14 protein-coding genes are annotated in these 20,877 nt (G+C 41.1%); 9 read left to right on the forward strand and 5 right to left on the reverse strand.

What is annotated here, in order from left to right:
• Positions 1–82 precede the first annotated feature (82 nt).
• The 3 genes from IQ259_RS19655 to IQ259_RS19665 form a co-directional block, all read right to left on the reverse strand.
• Complete coding sequence (locus tag IQ259_RS19655) at positions 83–5,362, reverse strand: type I polyketide synthase (protein WP_193887684.1); 5,280 nt, start codon at positions 5,360–5,362, stop codon at positions 83–85.
• Between the two features lie 185 nt (positions 5,363–5,547).
• Positions 5,548–5,826, reverse strand: a complete 279-nt coding sequence (locus tag IQ259_RS19660) for a hypothetical protein (protein WP_193887685.1) — start codon at positions 5,824–5,826, stop codon at positions 5,548–5,550.
• Positions 5,827–6,560: 734 nt separating this feature from the next.
• Positions 6,561–7,931, reverse strand: coding sequence for a ParB N-terminal domain-containing protein (locus tag IQ259_RS19665; RefSeq protein ID WP_193887686.1), 1,371 nt, complete (start codon positions 7,929–7,931; stop codon positions 6,561–6,563).
• A 541-nt stretch (positions 7,932–8,472) separates the two neighbouring features.
• Here IQ259_RS19665 and IQ259_RS19670 point away from each other — a divergent pair.
• From IQ259_RS19670 to IQ259_RS19700, 7 genes are all read left to right on the forward strand, one after another.
• Positions 8,473–9,678: an ABC exporter membrane fusion protein gene (locus IQ259_RS19670; protein ID WP_193887687.1), complete on the forward strand. Its 1,206-nt coding sequence runs from the start codon at positions 8,473–8,475 to the stop codon at positions 9,676–9,678.
• A gap of 55 nt (positions 9,679–9,733) precedes the next feature.
• The gene (devC, locus tag IQ259_RS19675) at positions 9,734–10,912 is read left to right on the forward strand and encodes an ABC transporter permease DevC (RefSeq protein WP_193887688.1); all 1,179 of its coding nucleotides are present in this window, start codon (positions 9,734–9,736) and stop codon (positions 10,910–10,912) included.
• A gap of 104 nt (positions 10,913–11,016) precedes the next feature.
• Complete coding sequence (locus IQ259_RS19680; RefSeq protein WP_193887689.1) at positions 11,017–12,018, forward strand: NAD(P)-dependent oxidoreductase; 1,002 nt, start codon at positions 11,017–11,019, stop codon at positions 12,016–12,018.
• Positions 12,019–12,154: 136 nt separating this feature from the next.
• Positions 12,155–12,622 carry a DUF2141 domain-containing protein gene (locus IQ259_RS19685; protein ID WP_193887690.1) on the forward strand — a complete coding sequence of 156 codons (468 nt, stop codon included), beginning with the start codon at positions 12,155–12,157 and terminating at the stop codon, positions 12,620–12,622.
• A 106-nt stretch (positions 12,623–12,728) separates the two neighbouring features.
• Complete coding sequence (locus IQ259_RS19690; RefSeq protein ID WP_193887698.1) at positions 12,729–13,988, forward strand: glycosyltransferase family 2 protein; 1,260 nt, start codon at positions 12,729–12,731, stop codon at positions 13,986–13,988.
• Between the two features lie 51 nt (positions 13,989–14,039).
• Positions 14,040–15,299, forward strand: a complete 1,260-nt coding sequence (locus IQ259_RS19695) for a glycosyltransferase family 2 protein (protein ID WP_193887691.1) — start codon at positions 14,040–14,042, stop codon at positions 15,297–15,299.
• Between the two features lie 105 nt (positions 15,300–15,404).
• The gene (locus tag IQ259_RS19700; RefSeq protein ID WP_193887692.1) at positions 15,405–16,673 is read left to right on the forward strand and encodes a glycosyltransferase; all 1,269 of its coding nucleotides are present in this window, start codon (positions 15,405–15,407) and stop codon (positions 16,671–16,673) included.
• Between the two features lie 145 nt (positions 16,674–16,818).
• Here the strand turns inward: IQ259_RS19700 and IQ259_RS19705 are convergent, their stop codons facing one another.
• Positions 16,819–17,160 (reverse strand): XisI protein, encoded by a 342-nt coding sequence (locus IQ259_RS19705; protein WP_193887693.1) that lies wholly within the window; start codon positions 17,158–17,160, stop codon positions 16,819–16,821.
• A complete protein-coding gene (locus tag IQ259_RS19710; protein ID WP_193887694.1) occupies positions 17,148–17,564 on the reverse strand; it encodes a XisH family protein in 417 nt (138 codons plus the stop codon). The genes IQ259_RS19705 and IQ259_RS19710 overlap by 13 nt, the downstream gene beginning before the upstream one ends.
• A gap of 216 nt (positions 17,565–17,780) precedes the next feature.
• On the opposite strand from IQ259_RS19710, the gene IQ259_RS19715 reads away from it, so the two are divergent.
• Entirely contained in the window at positions 17,781–18,656 is an 876-nt protein-coding gene (locus IQ259_RS19715) for an SDR family oxidoreductase (protein WP_193887695.1), read from the forward strand.
• A gap of 140 nt (positions 18,657–18,796) precedes the next feature.
• Entirely contained in the window at positions 18,797–20,293 is a 1,497-nt protein-coding gene (locus tag IQ259_RS19720) for an HlyD family efflux transporter periplasmic adaptor subunit (protein ID WP_193887696.1), read from the forward strand.
• Positions 20,294–20,877: the final 584 nt, after the last annotated feature.

Consider the following 20,877-nt stretch of genomic DNA (forward strand, 5'->3'; position numbering starts at 1 on the left):
GAATTTTATGATTTAAACGAACCACAGAGACACAGAGAACACAGAGGAATGAGAGTTATTCTCCGCGTCTCTGCGTGAGGCTTTACTTAATCACGGAAGCTTTCAAAGTAACTCGCCCTTGGGAACCGTAAGCTACTTCGTTGATATAAAGATTTGAGTCGCACAGTTCGGCAATAATATGTTCAGCTGATTTTTGTGGGTCTATTGCTGGGCTTAGGTCGATTGAGCGAGCGAATACTTTTGGCCATTCCCATCTCAGGGTTTTGGTGAGTCCAAATAAACCAGCGGCGATCGCTCTATAATTGGTGTTATGCTCTAACCCAAAGGCTCCATCTAATCGGGCTATTGTTAGGAAGCTACTGCGGGTGTAGTTTGCGGTTTCGGTGAGGGATTTTTTCAGGTATTTGGCGATGAAGAAGATGTGTTTAACGATGGCTTTGTCTTGTTCTATGCCCTGGGGATGGATGTGAATGAAGCTGCCGATGGTTCCCAAATTTGTGGCGATCGCGGATAATTTATGTTGTAGAAGTTCTTCACTCATATCTGCGAGGGTGATGCGTTCTACTCCCGCGGGTAAGGGTGCTAGTTGAGAAATGAGCGATGGGGGAAAGCTTAATACTACTATTTTCCAGCCGCGATCGCTCAAAGATTCCACTACTTTGGAGGTGGTGAGGGAGCCATCATCTGTGATTAAGCAGATGTGTCCCTCTGGTAAGCTGAATTCTAAGCTGTCTGGTGCTGGTAATATTTTCAGTTGCGCTGGACGACGCGCTACGTTATCTATTACCTGGACTGGTTGGAAGTTCCAGCTAGACTGAGGCTTTTTTTTTTCCCCTGCAACTAGGCGTTGCAGATAATCAACTATTTGTCCAATTGTTCGCAAGTCACCTAAGTCTTCGAGGTTGGGCTTGGGTAAGTTGGGATACGCTTCTTGCAGTCCACCCAAAATCTCAACTCGTTTGATGGAATCAATACCTAAGTCGGCTTCCATGTCCATTTCGAGTTCGAGCATTTCTACGGGGTAGCCTGTTTTATCGCTGGTGATGGCGAGGAGGGTTTGGGCGATGTCTGCGTATTCTGTGGTATCTTCTACAGTTTCTTCGACTGGAGTTTCTGCAATAACTGCTGGTGCAGGTGCAACGGGTGCGGTGATAACTGGTATTTCTGGTGCTGGTAGCACTGCAACTCCTACGGTAGCACCACTCGCAGCATTAGATTGCAGATATTCAATAATTTGCCCGATGGTGCGTTTTTCTGCCAGTTCTTCTAAGTTGGGCTTGGGTAAGTCTGGATACAATTCTTGCAATCCACCCAAGATTTCTACTCGTTTGATGGAGTCAATACCTAAGTCGGCTTCCATGTCCATCTCGAATTCGAGCATTTCTACAGGGTAGCCTGTCTTATCGCTGATAATTGCAATCAGGTTTTTGTCTAAGTCTGACAAATCAACAGCGGGTGTAGAAATGGCAGGTGCGCTAATTGCAGCTACAGGCTGAGAAGTCGGAATTTGAACTACTGGCGCTGGTGCAACAGGTGTTTCAATTATTGGTGCGGGAGTAAAAACAGGTGCTTCAACTACAGGCTGAGGAGTCGGAATTTGAATTACTGACGCGGGTGCAACAGGTGTCTCAACTATTGGTGCGGGAGTGAAAGCAATGGGTGTCCCAACAACTTTAGAACCATTGCCGTTACCATTTTTAATAACAGGCTCAACTACAGATGTAGGTGGTTCAATAATCTTGGTTGTTGGCGGTACAGGTGCTTCGGTGACACCACCAGCAATCAACTGCGAATATTGTTCTTGGATGAGTTGGAAGAAGTTTTTGGCGTATTCCACCTGTTCTAGAAGATACTGCTCATGGATGCGGAGGGTTTCACCTTGTTGGGAGTGAAACTGCATCATGCTACGTTCTACACCTTCCATCACAACTAGCCTGAGTTGCGCTGCTTCTTGGGAAGATTTGGCGTTAGCGAATAACCCATTTTGCTGCTGCATCAGTTGGAAGAATGCTTTAGTGTATTCCATCTGATGGTGGAGGTACTGACCATGAGCTTGGAGATTCTCAGATTGATTCTTTTGGAATTGGGTCAGTAGGTACTCTAAGCTTTCTAGCATTCGCTGGTAGTTTACCAAATTTTCAGGCGTTGGCATATCAGACTCCTGGGCTGGTTGATTAGAAAGGAACGCAGGACTCATTTCTGGTTGTGGTTTGGTTGTGGTATTAGGTGTGAAAATAATTTCTGGTGCTGGTTCAGGGCTGACGATTTCTTGAGGAACCGTCACACGTCCATTACTTGCTGTAACTGGCACAGTTTCGGAGAATTCAGGAGTAGCGTTAGCAGGTAATGAAACTTTATGTCCATTCTGCAATGCTTCTTGGAAGGCGTTTTTGGTTTTGTCTGAGACGTAGTTAATGCCGTTGAGACGCACATTCAAAGCTTTCTTTTTCTCAGCAGGTAGTGCAGGTTGAACTTGATAGGGGTCAAGATTTTTCAACTGCATCCCAATGACGCGCATTTGTACTGCGGCTTCCCGCAAAGAGCGATCGCTATTCTTTTGGGTGCTAGGATTTAAAGCGACGGTAATGTGTGGGCGATCGCCTAAAATATCTTTAACTAAGTTAGTTAGAATTCTTCTTGGCCCAAATTCCACGAAGCAAGAACCACCAGCGGCGTAAATATTTTCAATTTCCTGTTTAAACAGCACCGAACTTGCCAGGTGTGTTTCCAGGATTCTCTGCATTCCTGTGGGGTCTTGAGGATAATGCTTACCAGTAACATTACTGAAAACTGGAATTTTAGAAGTATTGAATTTAACCGACTTAGTGGCGATCGCAAAGGACTTCTGAGCGAAGGCAATTAGCGATGTGTGGAAGGCGGCAGAAACAGGCAATAATACAGCTGCATATCCCTGGCTGTGCAATACCTGATGAACTTTAGCAATTTCGGCAGTTGGCCCTGCCAAGACAATCTGTGTGGGAGAATTAAAGTTAGCGATCGATACCTGCGGAAACTGCTTCAGTATCGGTTCAATTTTGTTGATGTCTTCTTTGACAGCCAACATTGTCCCCGCATCGTGGTCTGGGTCTTCTGGTGCAGCCATCGCTTGACCACGAGATTTCACCAAGAACAGGTAATCTGCTTCACTCAACACACCCGCCGCCCACAATGCTGTCAGTTCCCCAAAGCTGTGACCAGCAACAAAGTCAGATTTAAAGCCAGCTTTTTGCAGAATCGAATACAACCCAGCGCTAAACACCCCAATCGCAGGTTGCGCGTATTCTGTGCGTTGTAGTGCTGCAACTTGGGCGTTTTTCTCAGCTTCTTCAAAGGTTGGACGCGGGAAGACAATTTCTGAGAGTGGCTGCAAGTTATCTTTGATTAACAAGCTATCCATGTAGCCATGTAAGCGCTGCATTTCTGGGAAGTTCATCACTACTTCCCGCCCCATTTCTAGATATTGGGAACCTTGACCAGAGAACAACGCCACAACTTTACCGCCCAACTCCATCCCAGAGGCGCGGTAGTAAATACCTTGGGGATGTTCCCACGATGCGGCTGCACCTTTAAGTTTTAGCCAGTCGATGCTAATTTGCAGCAACTTGCAAGCTTCTGGCAAATTTTCAGCCACAAAACCAACTCTAGCCGCAGTTTGGGGAATTTCTACTGATTGACAATCTTGTACTAACTGTGAATAGTATCTCTCAGCCCCTTCTGATTGCAACTTCCATAAATCTGCTTCACACTTGCTAAGTAGTTGGGCTGGATTAGCTGCAAACAACAGAATTTCTTGGGGTGTGCTGTGCAAGCGGTATGGTTGATTTTGTCCCGCTTCGTATTCTTCTAAAACAACGTGGTAGTTTGTCCCACCAAATCCGAAGGAACTGACACCCGCGCGTCTTGGCTCGTCCCCTTCTGCACGAATCCAAGGTCTTGTTTCGGTATTGAGATAAAATGCCGAGTTGTTAATGTCGAGTTTGGGGTTCGGCTCGGTAATGTTAATGGTTGGCGGTAAAATTTTATGATGGAGTGCCAAAGCTGTTTTAATCAAACTTGCAGCACCCGCAGCTGCTTTGGTGTGTCCGATTTGGGATTTCACGCTACCTAAAGCGATGTGCTGCTTTTTCTGGTCGTGTTCACTAAAGAAGTCTCTTAAAGAAGCAAATTCGGTGGGGTCGCCAGCCATTGTCCCAGTACCGTGGGCTTCCATCAGACCAACGGTGGCGGGAGAAAAGCCAGCATCTTCATAAGCGCGGCGTAAGGCGGTAACTTGTCCTTCTTTGCGAGGAGCATAAATGCTCTTGTAGCGACCATCGCTAGAAGTACCAATACCTTTAATTACGGCATAGATTTTATCGTTGTCCCGTTCTGCATCTTCCAAACGCTTGAGGACAATCATCCCGATACCTTCACCCAACATCATCCCATCAGATTTAGCATCGAAAGGTTTGACGGTTTCACTAGGAGAAACAGCGGGAGTTTTGCTAAAAGAAATGTAAGCCATGATGGTGTTGTCGGTATCCACACCACCAGTCAGCATCATATCAGCGCGATGCTCCACTAGTTCACTGATGGACATTTTCAAAGCACCGAAGGAACTAGCACAAGCTGCATCAACTACACAGTTAATTCCACCAAAGTTCAAGCGGTTGGCGATGCGTCCAGCCACGACGTTAGCCAACATTCCAGGGAAGGCGTTTTCATCCCACTTAATGTAGGCGCTTTTGATTTTGTCAACTATTTTTTTAGTATCTTCGTCAGAAAGACCACTACTTTTGAGAACTTTTTCCCAAATAGGATATTCTAGACGTGCAGCTAGTGGCATTCCTAATTGTTTAGCCATCGCTACACCCAGAACCACCCCGATAGTATCTCTGGAAAACTCACGAGATTCACCATAGCCAGCATCTTCCATTGCTTCTTTCGCAATTACCAAACTTAATAACTGCGAAACATCAGTAACTTCTAAAATGCTGGGAGGAATACCAAATTCCATCGGGTTAAAATCAACCTCTGGGATAAAGCCACCGCGTTTACAGTAAGTTTTATCTTCTGAGGTTCTGGGGTTGGGGTCGTAATAATCTTCCACACTCCAATGGGTGGGAGGTACATCAGTAATACAATCGATTTTATTAATGATATTTTGCCAATATTCCCGCAAATTTCTGGCTTTAGCAAATAGCGAAGCCATGCCCACGATAGCTATAGGGTTTTGTTGCAGTTGTCTGTTAAGTTTGTTAATCGACATTGGTTTGTCTGTCGTCATCTTTTTTTCCTCTATAAACCTAATCAAAGTTTTTTCACAACTGTTGATGTGGGCTTCCAATTCCGCCAAAGCAGTATCAATTGAATAAGCAGACATAGGGTATAGACTGTTCTTGAGTACTGTGGATTGTGAAGCTACAGTAGTTTTTATTACCCATCAAAAATGAGCATGTTTATTGTTAGAAGCAACTAGCTATACCTATGTGCAAGAGCTAAATGCTTTTTTCCTAACAAACACCAACAATACAAAAGATGAAAAATTCCTACTTCATATTTCAGAATTCATACTTCATGCTTCTCTTGATATTGTGGTAGCAAGTCAATAACGTTGTTGAAACTGGTAAAATAATCTTGGAGCGCGTTAGCTGCTTGACCAGTGAATTCAAGCCATTCGTAATGGTAGAAATTTTGAGCAATTGTATCTAACTGGAACAAAGGAAACTTAGGAGTAGCCATGAGGACAGAAACGCTTTTTTCTCCCAAACTCGTCTGATGATCTAGCCTAACAGCAGCAACGTAGCTGGTATTAATGATAACGTTCTGTATCTTAATAAATGCCATAGCCAGTTTCAACGTCCAGGATAATATATTGTACGGAATTTGACCCAGAAAAGTTGACAAATTCGTTACCGAAAGAACATCACCTCGATTTTTAATTCATACAGTGGTTTGACAAAAATACTCAAAATTCACAAGGTGATGGTGATGCGACTTTGTATAGGTTTCTCATCTCCAAAAGCGATAAATCTGTTATTTTTCCGTTGCGTTTTGAAGAGTTGAATTAATAAAAAGAATAGCACACTTCACACAAACTAAATCATTTCTTCAAAGGATTTTAAGAAATTAATCTGACTTTTGGTTGATGGCAATGTTAAACAAAGCATGGCATACAAGTATATTCAACAACTCATATTTTGTGACTACGAAGTTAAGCGATCGCGCTTCCTTTGCTAATGGCATCTTGATTTCGTAAACAGTACAAAGCCCAGTAATTTCAGTACAAATCAATCAAACACATACACGAAAATAGATAAGCATAAATCTTGGTTATTCAGCAGATCATCATAATTGGAAGCAAGTATTTGATGATTTTTTTAAATCAGGCAAAACCTAATTTCGTAAAGCTATTAATCAAGCAAACATTCAATCTTGAGAAAGTGCATTACAAACAATGTCTTAATAACCTTTGAGGAATTGCTAACATTTAGATAATTGAAGTGAGTATCTGCCAAAAAAGTTACAAATTGCAGTTTGAATTTCTTGATGAGCATCTATCTGTGGTTAATAATTAATGCCTAAACACTCAACGCTTTTTGCGCTTGTTTCCCAGTCCATTGCTGCCAACGCAGCATACCGCGACTAACTAATTGTGGGTTTTCATCACCAACAAAACAGATGCGTCCGAGTCTTTCACAAGCGATGAGTATTTCACCATATCCGATAAATGGGGCGATGACAAAATTGTTGGGACTGGTGTAGAGATTAATTAGATAATTGACGATGCCCTCAATGCCTTCGATATTAATAGCTGTTTGTGGTTGAGAAATTTCTTGGTGAGAAAAAATGCCTACATAAACATTGTTTACTAATAACTCGTATTGAAACGGCATTTGATTATTTCTGTAAAATTCATAAACTTGCCCTTCAGAACGGAGAACAGCAACAACCCTGGCTTCATCCACTAAATAATTATGATGCCATGTAGAGGAGACAGTAGCGATGCTCCAGCTGGGAGCCGCGCAGGGCGCGATCGCCAACGCTGCATCCGAAGGTAACAGATTCCGAAACTGTGAAGTGTAAGTATCGCCACAATAAACTAAATGCCGTCCTAGCATCCATTCCTCACCAAGTTTTACATCTGGTGCAAGACTAGCTTTTGGTTGCTCAATCACTTGTTCTACTTGGCGTTGAACTTTTTTAAGCGCCAATTTAGCTTCTTTCTCCGCCATAGCACTTTTAAAAGCTAATATCTGTAACTCTTTTTGCTTTTTCTTAGCCTCTCTAATCAATTGGGCTTGCTGTGCGGCTACTTGTTTGTCTCCTTGCTTTTGGGCTAACTCCAAAGCCTTTTGTGCTGCTTCCGCTGATGTGCGTTCTTCACTCCCAGCCCTGGCTATTTTGAGTAAGACTGTGGGACTGTCAGCCAGTGGTGTACCCTTAATCATCTGTTTTACTTCTGGGTGAATGCTTTTAGCTATTTGCTTCCCATGCTGAAAGGTGCGCTCAGAGTATCCAGTTTCCTTCGCTAACTCCATAGTTCTTTTGGGAGGTGGTGAAATCATTGCACCACCTTTGAAAGTATGCTGATTATCTCCAGCTTTTGCTCGCAACCCCATACGTTCTAAAATCTGGTCTCGCTCTAGCCACAGTTCCGAACGTTCTAAAGGTTCTAGCTCATTACGAATTAAATTTTCGTCAATTTCCGCCAACCGCCCTTGGTCTGCATCTCGATAGTTGACAATATTACATTCAATAGCTTCTAGCCCCAAAAGCTTACAGGCTGTGAGGCGATGCAGCCCCGCAATCAAGTTTAAATTCTGATCTACTGTGACTGGATTTAATAGACCATTAGCCTTAATTGACTCTTTCAATTCATTAACTTTACTGCCGTTGACTGGACGGCGGTTAGAACCTATGTGAATTTGGTTTATGGAAACTTTAGGCATAATTACTATTTTTTTTTAAAATCAGCTAAAACACCTAAGATAGCACGCGAAATCCACCTAAAATATTAAAAACTGATTTTTGACTATTGACTCTTGACAACCATAACCTTTATTTAGTCTGCAAATTGCGTAAGTCTTAAAGTCATTAAAGGTTAACTTAAACATTGCAAACTGATTGACAACATCTAAACTTGTTGCCATAATTGAACGCAGTTTATCCAGTTTTTCCAGCGCTTCATTTTTCGGAGATTGAAAATTTTTAGTTAGCGATATCGTATTTTAAACTACTGGATTTAATGCAAAATTAGGATAAAACTGAAAAAGATTTAGAGTTACGTCTACTGGTTATTTCTCTCCAAAACTAGTAATTAATATTGGTGTTAAGACGTACAAAAATTCCCATAGAACTCACTGGTACAAAAAGGCTGAACTGTCTTTGCCCTAAATCCCTTGGGGCATCCTATGGTAGGCGTTCCCGCAGGGGTAGCATTATTCAGAAATTAGGCTGTTCCCTGGCATAGCACAATTGGAATAAAAAAATATGGCACTAAAAAAATACAGCCAGTTGTTTACAAAACCTCTAAGTCGCTGGCAAATAATTCTAGCAGCTTCCATCACTATAGCTGCTGCTGGACTAGGAACTTTCTCTAGTCTTTCGCCAAAATTGTCTCGTGTTTCAGTTCCAGCACCTCAAACAAATTCTCCTCAGCCTGCGCCTGTGAAAGTTGCAGTCACCGCTTTGGGACGTTTGCAGCCTGAAGGTCAAGTTACCTTTTTGTCTGCGCCTAACTCCATCAACGGTGTGCGAGTCGAAAAACTGCTTGTAAAGGAAGGGGATGAGGTCAAAGCTGGGCAAATATTGGCGTATTTAGACGATTATGCCCGTGCTACAGCCGCTTTACAACAGTCTCTAGATAGACTGCAAGTTTCCAAAGCTAAATTAGCACAGGTCAAAGCTGGTGCTAAATCAGGAGATATCGACGCTCAAAAAGCAACCATTGCGCGTTTAGAATCACAATTAAAAGGAGAAATTGCGGCTCAAGAAGCAACAATCAACCGCATCCAAGCTCAAGTAGAAAACGCACAAACCGAAAACGATCGCTATCAGAAATTATACAAAGATGGTGCGATCGCTGCTACCATCGCCGATAGTAAAGCTTTACAACTCAAAACTACACAACAACAGCTAACAGAAGCCAAAGCAGCCCTTAGTCGTACACAAAACACTCTTAAAGACCAGCTAACAGAAGGTAAAGCTCGGCTCAACAGCATTAGTGAAGTACGCTCTGTAGATGTTGACGCAGCACAGACTGAAATTAAGAGTGCTGTGACTGCAATCAAACAAGCTAAAGCAGACCAAGATTTAACATACATTAAATCTCCTATTAATGGCAAAGTTCTCAAAATTCATGCCAAAACCGGCGAAGTTATCAACACTTCTGGTTTTGCAGAAATCGGTAAGATATCGCAAATGTATGTAGTTGCAGAAGTATATCAAACTGATATTGAAAAAGTACGCGTAGGTCAAAAAGCCAGTATTACCAGCGCTGCATTTACAGGAAAATTGCAGGGAACTGTCAAAGAAATTGGTTGGCAAGTTGACAAACAAAGCATCTTTAGTCTTAACCCCAGATCCGATACAGACCGAAGAATTATTGAGGTCAAAATATCTATCGATAATCCCGCAGATAGTCAAAAAGTTGCTCGTTTGACGAACTTGCAAGTGGATGTATCTATTCAGATATAGTCAATAGTCAAAATAACAAATGACGGATGACAAATAACAAATAACAAGTGAATCCATGAATTTCAAAATTCCTTTAGCATGGCTACAGCTAGTCCAACAAAAGGTTCGTTTTGTAGTAGCTGTAGCTGGGATTGCTTTTATTGTGTTGCTGATGTTTGTCCAACTAGGTTTTCAAGATGCACTATATTCTAGTGCTACCGCCGTGCATCAAAACCTCCGTGGAGATTTATTTTTAGTCAGTTCACAATATAAGTCATTAACTTCCACTCAAAGCTTTTCTCGAACTCGTTTGTATCAAACTTTGGGGTTTGATGGAGTCGAATCTGTTAGCCTCATGTACTTGCAATTTGCCAAGTTAAAAAATCCAGCCACTGGTGAGAAGTACTCAATATATGTGATTGGCTTTGATCCAGGAAGAAGTGTGTTGAATATCCCGGAAATTGAGCAAAACTTGGATAAACTGAAAATTCCTGATGTCATGCTTTTTGATCGGAATTCTCGACCAGAGTTTGGGCCAATTGCTGCAAAATTTGACCAGGGAGATACCGAACAAACAATTGAAATTTTTCCCTTTGATGGGCCAATTGGCTACAACGTCAGAGTCGGTGGATTATTTAGCTTAGGCCCTTCCTTTGGTGTAGATGGTAATTTAATTGTCAGCGACTCAACTTTTCTGCGGATAAATCCCAATACTCGTCCGGCAGAAAAAATAGATATTGGCATAATTACCCTAAAACCGGAAGCTAATCGGGAAAAGATTTTAGAAAATTTACAAGCCAATTTACCTCATGATGTACTAATTTTCACTCGTCAAGGTTTTATAGATTTTGAAAAACAATATTGGGCTGCTCGCACACCAATTGGTTTCATTCTGAACTTAATGTTGACAATGGCTTCTGTAGTAGGTGTGGTTATTGTTTACCAAATTCTCTACAGTAACATTGCTACACAATTTATTGCCTATGCAACATTAAAAGCTATCGGATATCCCAATTCATATCTATTAAATGTGGTGTTTCAGCAAGCTATAATCCTGGCAATATTAGCATATATTCCTGGATTTTTGAGTTCTTTAATTTTGTATGATTTTGCAATGGAAGCTACTAAATTACCCATCATGATGACGGCAAACAATGCCTTAATTGTTTTGATATCCGCAGTTTTGATGTGTATTACTTCTGGCGCACTGGCTATTAACAAATTACGCTCTGCTGACCCCGCAGATATTTTTTAAAAAGTATGAAGTGTGAAGTATTAAGTATGAAGTAATATTCATGTTTAAGCATTCATACTTCTATATGAAATTCAAACTTTAGTAAGACAATAACCTCTGCTTGTATGAATCTACAAAACAAAACCCTGCTAATTACTGGAATTGACGATTTTATTGGCTTGCGTGCAGCCGAGTTAGCCATAGCGCAGGGAATGAAGGTGAGAGGACTACAAAGTTCTAGCGATCGCAACATAGCCCAAAATATAGGTATAGAAGTTATCATCGGTAATATCACAGACCCTAAAATTGCCCAAAAAGCTTGTCAGGGAGTAGACATCGTTCTCCACACAGCGCAACTCACTCAAGAAGCCGGCGCTATCAAGGAATTTCGGGAAATCAATGTCGCTGGGACATTAAACATCGCGAAAGCGGCTAAAAACGCTGGTGTTAAAACTTTTGTCCACCTCTCCAGCGTGATGGTATATGGCTTTGATTATCCTGACGGCGTGACAGAAACAGGAACTCTTTCAAGTGATAATAATCCCTACTGTCAGACCAAAATCGAAGCGGAAACTGAACTTTTACCTCTCAACTCTCCTCCAGACTTCGGCATTATCGTCATTCGTGCAGGTGATGTGTATGGGCCAGGGTGTATCCCTTGGATAGTTAGACCGCTTTTAATGATGCGCCAAAAATTATTTGCTTATGCCAACGATGGTAAAGGAATCATCAATCATCTATATATAGATAATCTGATTGATGCTATCTTTTTAGCAATTAAAAAAGCAGCCTATGGTGAAGTTTTTAATATTACCGACGGTCAAGAAACTTCTTGGAAAGAGTATTTTATGCGCTTGGCTGCAACAGAAGGTTTACAAGCTCCCATGTCCGTGCCAAAAGAAGAAATGAAATTATTTCTCAAAATCCGCAGCCAAGGACAAAAACTATTCCGTAAAAAAGCTGATATCCTACCAGAATCAGTAGATTTTATGACTCGTCCCTACGCTTATTCCATTACCAAAGCCCAAGATTTATTAGACTACAAACCAAAAATTGACCTAGAAGAAGGCTTGCACCGAACACACGCATGGGTGCAAAAAACCGATATCCAGAAACTAGTCAAATAGAAAACTAACACCGCAACAATTATCTCCGCGCCCTCCGTGTCTCTGTGGTTCGTTTATTTTTTACTAACCACAGAGGCATAGAGAAGAGAATCAAGAGAGTTTTTCGATTGCAAACATTACTCCTCAATAACTCATCATGCGTAAAATTGCACGTTGGTCTTACTTTGTGCTTTCTTCTTTAGTCAGCATTTATTGTATTAAACCTGTAACCGCAGAACAAACAGCGACACTAACAATTACAGTTAATAACATTCGTCATCAAAAAGGTGATATTTGTTTTCGGATTTACGCCGGGGAAAAAGGTTTTCCCATGAGTGATAAAAGCGAAATTCAAAGTGGCTGCACTAAAATTACAGGCACTTCTGTTACTAAGAAATTTCCTGGATTAAAACATGGCACTTATGCAGTCGCTATTGTTGATGATCAAAATGGCGATCGCAAACTGAACACAGACTTTTTTGGTATTCCCAAAGAAGGCTTTGGACTATCTAAAAATCCCACTGTTTCTATCACAACAGGTACACCAAAGTTTCGTGATGCCAGCTTTGTAATAAACAAAAATACTGGCATTAATATTGTGATGAAATACTCTCTTGATTCCTAAAAAGAAGACGCAAAGACACAGTGAGACACAGATGCGGAGAACTTATCTAATATATTTCCCGCGTCCTCTCATTTTCCATCTCCCTTCACTCCCTCATTTCCTCATCATGGAAGAGTTGACGATATTCCTGTCTAAGTCTTTGCTGAGTTGGCTGGCTATTCAGGTGTGTCTAGCACTTGTCTTTTTGTTCTACTTGCACCTCAGCCAAAGAAGCTCATTACCAGATGAGCAGTTACCCAAAACAGCGGTAATTCTTTCTCTACGTGGAGCCGATCCGTTTTTGTCTGAATGTTTGCGATCGCTTCTGGCTCAAAATTATCCACAATATAATTTAAAGCTAGTTGTTGATAGTCAAACAGATCCTGCATGGCAAATTGCTCACGATACTGTCAATCAGCTAGGCGCAACTAACGTCGAACTTAATTATTTAAGGGTAATTCGCCACAATTGTAGTTTGAAGTGCAGCGCCCTCTTGCAAGTTGTTAGCGAATTGGATAATTCTTATGAAGTTGTGGCTTTTGTCGATGGTGATACCGTAGTTCATCCTAACTGGTTGCGAGAATTAGTCAGTCCTCTTTCAAATCCCAAGATAGGCGCGACAACAGGTAATCGTTGGTATGTACCAACTGGTAAATATTGGGGTTCTTTGGTGCGCTATGCAGGTAATGTCTCTACAGTTGTGCAGATGTTTTTATTTGGCATTCCTTGGGGTGGTACTTTGGCGGTGAAAACAGAAGTGTTGCGCCACACAGGAATGTTGGAGATGTGGGGAAAAGTTTTGAATGAAGACTTGATGATGCACAAAGTCTTGAAAAAACATGGGATGCAAATCAAATTTGTGCCTTCTTTAATAATGGTCAATCGTGAAGAATGCGATTTATTGGGCTTAATAGATCATCTCAAGCGACTGTTTTTATATTCTCGACTTTATCATCCCCAATGGATAGCTATAGTTGGTGATTTGGTTTCTAGCATTTTGTTTCCCACTACGGCTATTGTGTTGTTGCTAATATCATTGTGGTTTGAACAATGGGAATTAACTAATCAATTATTTCGCTCTTATAGCATCTATACTCTGGGCTTACTCTTGATAATGCTGATGTTGGAATTAGGAATAAGACCAGTAATTGTAGCTCAAGGTTTGCCAATTACAAAGTTATCACCCGGCGCAGTCTTAAAAATGGCGATCGCTATCCCCTTAACACAGTGGGTATATGGTTTAGCAATGCTCTCTTCTTTATTGAGATCAACAGTTAAATGGCGGGGTGCAATCTATCGAGTGCAAGGCCCTTGGAATATCCGATTAATTGAATATCAAGCCTATGATTTTTTGGATCAACCTGTAGATAGCAAAATATCTTTGTAAGGCGAATTAATGGCTCATTTTTGGGATTCAGTTGCATAGAGTTTAGCAAAAATGAATGAGTTGGTAATATTCCTGTCTAGGTGTTTGTTGAGTTGGTTAGCTATTCAAATATGTTTAGTGCTGGCTTTGTTGTGGTATATGTCTTCACCATCGCAAAACCCATTATCAGATGCAGAACTTCCCAAAACAGCAGTGATTCTTTGCCTACGTGGTGCTGATCCGTTTTTACCTGATTGCTTGCGATCGCTACTCTATCAGAATTACCCTCGTTATGATTTGAAGTTGGTTGTTGATAGTATCGAAGACCCTGCATGGCAAATCGCCCACAATACTATCAACGAACTAGGTGCAACAAATGTTGAAATCACTCCACTCAAAATAGTCCGCAATAGTTGTAGTCTCAAATGCAGTTCCCTCATCCAAGCTGTCTCAGAACTAGATGAATCTTACGAAGTGGTGGCTTTAGTGGATGCTGATACAGTTGTGCATCCCAATTGGTTGCGAGAATTAGTTACTCCTCTCAACAACCCTAAAGTAGGTGCAACAACAGGTAATCGTTGGTATGTACCAACTGGTAAGTATTGGGGTACTTTGGTGCGCTACATCTGGAATGTATCTGCATTGGTGCAAATGTTTCTCTATGGCATTCCTTGGGGTGGAACTTTAGCAATCAAAACCTCTGTGTTACGCCAAACTGGACTGCCAGATAAATGGGGTAAAGCCTTTAGCGAAGATACGATGATTCGCAGCATCTTGGATCAACATCAACTCAGAGTGAAATTTGTACCTTCTTTGATTATGTTGAATCGGGAAGAGTGCGACTTACCTAGTTTAAGATACTGGTTCCAACGTCAACTGCTATCTTATCGTCTCTACCATCCTTTATGGGTAGCTGTAGCTGCTGACGCATTTTTCACAATCTTGCTACCTAATTTGCTATTAGTGGTATTTTTGGTAGCTTTGTTGATTGGGGACGGAGATAGTGCGAATTTTGCTTTGAGTTGGTATGTCAGTTATATGTTGGCATTAGTCATGCTGATTCTATTTTTAGAGTTGGCGGTACAGCCAGAAATTCGCGCTCAAGGTCAACATGTGACAAGACTATCAGCAGCTATGATTACCAAAATAGCGATCGCCCTTCCTTTTACTCAATGGGTTTATGGATTAGCAATGTTAGCATCGTTTCAGATGCCCACAGTCCATTGGCGTGGTGTTACCTATCAAGTGAAAGGCCCTTGGAATATCCACCTACTAGAATATCGTCCTTATCAGATGGTAGATCAACCAAGCGATCGCAAAGTTTCGCTTTGAAGAAGAATTCAGAATCAATAAATTGAATCTCCACAGCAATGTGTAAATCTTCAACTTCTCTGACTGATTAAGCTCTCAAAAAAAATTAACAAACTAACTAAAATCATGCAAAAGCAACAGCTACGCATTGCGCTGTTTACAGGATTGTACCCTCCTTTCCTGACTGGAGTTTCCGTTGCAGTCCATCAAAGAGTTCGCTGGTTGCTACAACAAGGACATCAAGTTTTACTTGTCCATCCAGAAATTAATGATCAATACCCCAAAAATGTGAGCGATCGCCCTATGCCTGGGCTAGATGAGTTAAAATCTTTCCCAACCTTCTCTTCCTACACATTTCCCACAGAGCCGTTAATCTTTTATAAGTCTCTCCCCCAACCATTAAACTATCGCCATTGGAGCGATACTAAACTACTTGCACAATTCCAACCCGATGTAATTGTTGTAGAAGAAGCTGCACAAATGCGAGGAGCGTATTCAGCCTTTTTACAAGGTTATGGTCGTCCTGTTGGTGTGCAATATGCTAAACAAACTCGTACTCCCATCATTTCTGTTTTTCATACTGATATTGTTGCCTATATCAAATACTATTTAGGCAATAAATTCTTTAGTATGATTAGTCTGATCATTCCATCGATCATTAAGCAGTTTAGTGCAGCTTATGATGTCAATTTATTCCCTTCTAGGGAACTGATGGCTAAATACAATAACCTGAAATGCCAACGTAGTGAATATGTCCCCTATCAAGGCATTGATAGCGAAAAATTTCATCCTCAAAACATTATTCACAACCCGATTCCTCAAGATAATCGACCAACATTGTTGTTTGTGGGACGCATTACCGCCGAAAAGAATGTCACTCAACTCATTGATGCTTTTCCATTAATTGCGGCTAAAGTTCCTGATGTGCATTTAGTAATTATTGGTAGCGGCCCTCTAGATCAAGAAATCAGACGACGTGCTGAAAAGTTTCCCAACGGGATTACTGTCTGGGGAGAATCTCACGGAACAGAACTTTTAGGTTGGTTTGCACGCGCAGATATATTTGTCAATCCCTCTGTCACTGAGAACTTCTGCACAACCAATATGGAAGCTCTAGCCTCTGGAACACCTTTAGTAGCAGCCAGCGCTGGCGGGAATCTAGAACAGGTTTTTCCGGGAATTAATGGTTTCTTAAGTGAATCGAACAATCCTGTAGATTTGGCTCACCAAGTAATAGCCATCCTCACAAATCCTGAACTCAAAGCAGAAATGACCAGCCAAGCACGTAGCTCGATTAAGGAATTTGATTGGTCGGCTGGGATGACGAAATTTGAAACCAAACTTTATGAATTAGTGCAAGCATCACAACCACTAGAACCAATAATCATTCGATAGCTTGACCGGAAGTGATTAGCGATCGCTCAAGTTTCGCAGACATTGTAGCGTGCGTTAACGAAGTGCGATCACACCTGTATCTGCTAAGACATCCTGCAATGTCACTGAGCGATCGCTGAAACATCCGACGGAATTTTAGTGTAATTCAAGCAACAGCAAACTCAGTTAACTTACGAGTTTCTGGATCATGGAAAGCTAAAACAATATCCTCTTTTGGTACATTTTCCCTTAATAACTCAGTCGCAATTCCTTCTTCCGTCCAATCTTCCTCGATATAAATTTTCCCATTTTTAATCCGAATATGAACTTGAATATTTCTGATTTTTTTCTTCCCTTCCCAACCCATAAACAGCCAAAAATATTGATCATGTATCTCGTCAAAAACAAGACAGCTTTCTTGATCTAAATTGGCTGAACCAGAAACCCATTCGTGATATTCTGTTAAAATATTTTTAATATGATTACGATATTGTGCTAATTTATCCATTGTAGAATTTCCTCCTTTTCCATCTCAAAAACAATCAAAAGTAATTGATTTATTTTAGTAATATCTTGAATTGATTCCCGTTGAAAAAAGTTTTCGTAAATACTGTCCTTAATTGCTAGATAAATCTGATATTCTGGTTCAGTAAGATTGATTAAGTTTCGATATAAAATATATTGTCCTAAAGCCAGTTCAAAATCTCTCATTGGTGAGGCGCTTAAAAAGCTTTTAATCTCGACAACAATTTTGCGTCCATTTTGTTCAGCAGCAATAGGTTTTTCTGCTGCTAAATCAGCAAATAATTCAGCATCTTTGTATTTAATTTTATAAGGATCAGCTAAAATTCTCCAACCGTCTTTGATTAAAGCATTTTTAACTGCATCGTGGTAAACATCTTTTGCTGGCATTATCCTCCTTGTAATTGACACAATGATTGTAGCCCAAAGGTTTTAACTGCGATCGCACCTGGATCTGCTAAGACATCCTACAATGTCACTGAGCGATCGCTAAATCGATGATTTCTCATCTCGCTCCATAAGTCCTAGTTAATATACAAAAATGCTGATACTTTATGTTCAAGAATCCATTTATGGATTCTGAGTATATTAATTTTAGGTATTTATATGTTTTTGGTAACAGGAGCAACGGGAGGAATTGGTCGCCGTGTTGTGCGACTGCTACGCCAACAGGAACAATCGGTTAGGGCTTTTGTCCGTCTCACTTCGCATTACGGTGAGTTAGAACATCGCGGTGCGGAAATCTTCATCGGTGATTTGCACCAAGAACAAGATATCAAGAAAGCTACTCAAGGTGTTCAGTATATTATCAGCGCCCACGGTTCTGGTAATGATGCTCTATCTCTTGACTACCGCGCCAATATAGAACTGATTGACCAAGCAAAAGCTAATCGAATACAGCATTTTGTCTTTGTTTCTGTATTGGGAGCAGACCGTGGTTATGAAGATGCTCCCGTATTTAAAGCCAAACGCGCAGTAGAACGATATTTGGTAGATAGTGGCTTAAATTACACTATTTTACGCCCGACTGGACTAGCATCGAACTTACTGCCACTGGCAGAACAGTTTCGAGAAACGGGACTATATTTACTGATTGGCGACCCCAAAAACCGTAGCTCAATTGTGAGTACAGACGATTTGGCAAGAATAATAGTAGATTCTGTGACAGTTACAGAAGCGCGTAACCAAATATTATCAGTCGGGGGGCCAGAAATTTTGCAACGGGAAGATATTCCCCAAATATTTGGGCGGATTTTTAACCAACAGCCGATAGTCATTAACCCGCCACTATTTGTAATTGATGGGTTAAGGAATGTTATGGGTTTATTAAATCCGCAAACACAAACAGCTTTGGGGACTTATCGGACATTGCTATCTAATGAATTTTTCTGTAAAAAAGAGGAAATAGCCGACTTAGAGAAGATTTTCAATTTTCAATTAGAAACCTTGGAAAATTTTTTACGGCGCTATTTAGCAGTTTGAAGTATGGCAAAGTGCTGAGTGCTGAGTGGAAAGATTTTCCTCTGCTCCCTGCCCAGCTTATTAGTTCTTGGTCATTAGCATCCGGACACATGACTAATGACTAAGGACAATTGAAAAAGAACAAATAACATTAAAATTTTATGACATCTCCCCTAGCTGCCAATGCTACTCAAGCGCGTCAAACAAAACAGCGATTCGCCAAGCCAGAGGATCAACTGTCTTATGAATTAGGTAAGGCAGTCCAGGAATTACCACCAATTTATACTAGATTATTAGCAGGAACCATTAGTTTAGCTTTATTCGGCACGATCGCCTGGGCAAATTTCTCAGAAATCGATGAAGTGGCGGTCGCTCAAGGGGAATTAATTGCTTCTACTCAAGTCAGACCAGTTACATCCCTGGGTAATGGGATGATTATGGCAGTGAAAGTTAAAGAAGGCGATCGCGTTACCAAAAATCAAGTGCTGGTTCAACGCGATCCTGACTTGCAAAAAACCGACGTGAACCGCCTTGCAGAATCGACTAAGTTGATTAAGGATGACTTAGACCGCTTGGATGTAGAACGCATCGGTGGTAAAAGTACTGGGGAAAAACTTCAAGATGAACTTTTAACTTCCCGTTTGCGCGATTATCAAGCGCGTCAAGCATCCGCAGAAGCAGAAGCAAATCGCCAAAACGCTCTCCTCGACCAAGCAAAAGTGCGATTGGCTCGATTGCGAGAAAATTTAGATACTGCCAAAAATGTATTAGTTAACGCCAAGACTAACTTCGTTAATGCCAAAAACATCCGCGAAAGAGTCAAAGACGGGTTAGCGATCGCTCAAAATAGAGAAGAAAAACTCCGCACGTTGATTACTCCTGGTGCTGTCCCCAGAGTTGATTACTTGGAAGCTCAAGAAAGGTTAAATCGTGCTAATACAGATGTCACCAGATCAGACGATGAAGTGACTAATGCCAGTAATAAAGTCACTGAAGCGCAAGATCGCGTTGCATCCCTAGAAAAAGATATTGCTGCTCAAGCTCAAGAAATTCGCCAAGTTGAACAATCTTTTCAAGCGGCTCGCAATCAAGTACAGCGTTTATCCTCTGAGCGTCAAAGCGAAATATTGACTCAGATGAATAAGCGTAAAGAAGAATTAAATAACGTCTCCGGTCAATTACAGCAGGCGAAAAAGCAACAAGAAGGAGAAAGCATCAAAGCTCCTGTAGCTGGCACAATCTACAGAATTAAAGCAACCAAAGGCCCTGTACAAGCAGGTGAAGAATTACTTTCCATTTTGCCAGATGGGGAAGAGTTACAGTTAGAGGTGAAAGTTCTTAACCGCGATATTGGGTTTATTCGTCCAGGAATGAAGGTAAAGGTGAAAATGGCTACTTTCCCTTTCCAGGAATTCGGCACTATTGATGGTAGCGTACTACAAGTTAGTCCAAATGCAGTAGTCGATAAAGAGTTGGGACTAGTTTTTCCTACTAGAGTTCAGATGCGGAAACATTCCGTAAATGTGCGAGGTAAAGAAGTAGTATTTACTCCGGGTATGGTGGCTACAGGAGAAATCGTCACTCGCAAGAAGTCAATTTTAACTTTCATCATAGAACCCGTAACTCGCAGATTTAGTCAAGCCTTTTCTGTTAGATAGGTAGCTCAACCTCAAAAATGCTGTTAAGTGAAGGGGGATGAGGGAATAGAATCGAGAAAAGTCTCCCAAAACTACCAATTTTGACTTGATTAGGACTAGCCCTTTTAAAGTGACCAAAGAAGATACGTTGTTTCAGTGCTATCATCCTGAGTTCTCCGCTCAGATTTTGATTTTTTTGAAGGTTGAAATAACGAATTTTCGTTCCGAATTTCACCACCTTGAAAGGGCTATTGATTAGGACTTAGGCATTGACAGGAAAAAACTAAGGCGTTGCTGAATTTAGGGATGAAATAATGAACCGCAAAGTACGCAAAGTACGCAAAGAAGAGGTTTTGAGAGATAAATATTAAGAAAATCATCCCCCATTTATGCAACACCGAAAAAACTAAATATGTGTAGCGTTAAAAACTAATCTGGTGTCAGTAATAAATAGGAGTCAGAATTCAGAATACTCTACTCATGTAAACGAAGTGTTCCCGTAGGGTAAGGAGGATAGCTGATGTGATGAACTTCACTAACTGGAAATGCGCTTAAAGACCAAACAAAAAACCGCAGAAATATTTGGAGGGGGTTTGGGGGACGGT

Source organism: Fortiea sp. LEGE XX443 (assembly GCF_015206815.1).
In the GTDB taxonomy this organism is placed as follows: Bacteria; Cyanobacteriota; Cyanobacteriia; order Cyanobacteriales; family Nostocaceae; genus Nostoc_B.

What these genes read in the sequence shown, in the direction of transcription:
- IQ259_RS19705 (WP_193887693.1), bottom strand. Translation starts at nt 17,160, where the DNA reads ATGGATAAATTAGCACAATATCGTAATCATATTAAAAATATTTTAACA.
- devC (WP_193887688.1), top strand. Translation starts at nt 9,734, where the DNA reads ATGAATTTCAAAATTCCTTTAGCATGGCTACAGCTAGTCCAACAAAAG.
- IQ259_RS19665 (WP_193887686.1), bottom strand. Translation starts at nt 7,931, where the DNA reads ATGCCTAAAGTTTCCATAAACCAAATTCACATAGGTTCTAACCGCCGT.
- IQ259_RS19660 (WP_193887685.1), bottom strand. Translation starts at nt 5,826, where the DNA reads ATGGCATTTATTAAGATACAGAACGTTATCATTAATACCAGCTACGTT.
- IQ259_RS19715 (WP_193887695.1), top strand. Translation starts at nt 17,781, where the DNA reads ATGTTTTTGGTAACAGGAGCAACGGGAGGAATTGGTCGCCGTGTTGTG.
- IQ259_RS19695 (WP_193887691.1), top strand. Translation starts at nt 14,040, where the DNA reads ATGAATGAGTTGGTAATATTCCTGTCTAGGTGTTTGTTGAGTTGGTTA.
- IQ259_RS19685 (WP_193887690.1), top strand. Translation starts at nt 12,155, where the DNA reads ATGCGTAAAATTGCACGTTGGTCTTACTTTGTGCTTTCTTCTTTAGTC.
- IQ259_RS19690 (WP_193887698.1), top strand. Translation starts at nt 12,729, where the DNA reads ATGGAAGAGTTGACGATATTCCTGTCTAAGTCTTTGCTGAGTTGGCTG.
- IQ259_RS19655 (WP_193887684.1), bottom strand. Translation starts at nt 5,362, where the DNA reads ATGTCTGCTTATTCAATTGATACTGCTTTGGCGGAATTGGAAGCCCAC.
- IQ259_RS19670 (WP_193887687.1), top strand. Translation starts at nt 8,473, where the DNA reads ATGGCACTAAAAAAATACAGCCAGTTGTTTACAAAACCTCTAAGTCGC.
- IQ259_RS19700 (WP_193887692.1), top strand. Translation starts at nt 15,405, where the DNA reads ATGCAAAAGCAACAGCTACGCATTGCGCTGTTTACAGGATTGTACCCT.
- IQ259_RS19680 (WP_193887689.1), top strand. Translation starts at nt 11,017, where the DNA reads ATGAATCTACAAAACAAAACCCTGCTAATTACTGGAATTGACGATTTT.
- IQ259_RS19710 (WP_193887694.1), bottom strand. Translation starts at nt 17,564, where the DNA reads ATGCCAGCAAAAGATGTTTACCACGATGCAGTTAAAAATGCTTTAATC.
- IQ259_RS19720 (WP_193887696.1), top strand. Translation starts at nt 18,797, where the DNA reads ATGACATCTCCCCTAGCTGCCAATGCTACTCAAGCGCGTCAAACAAAA.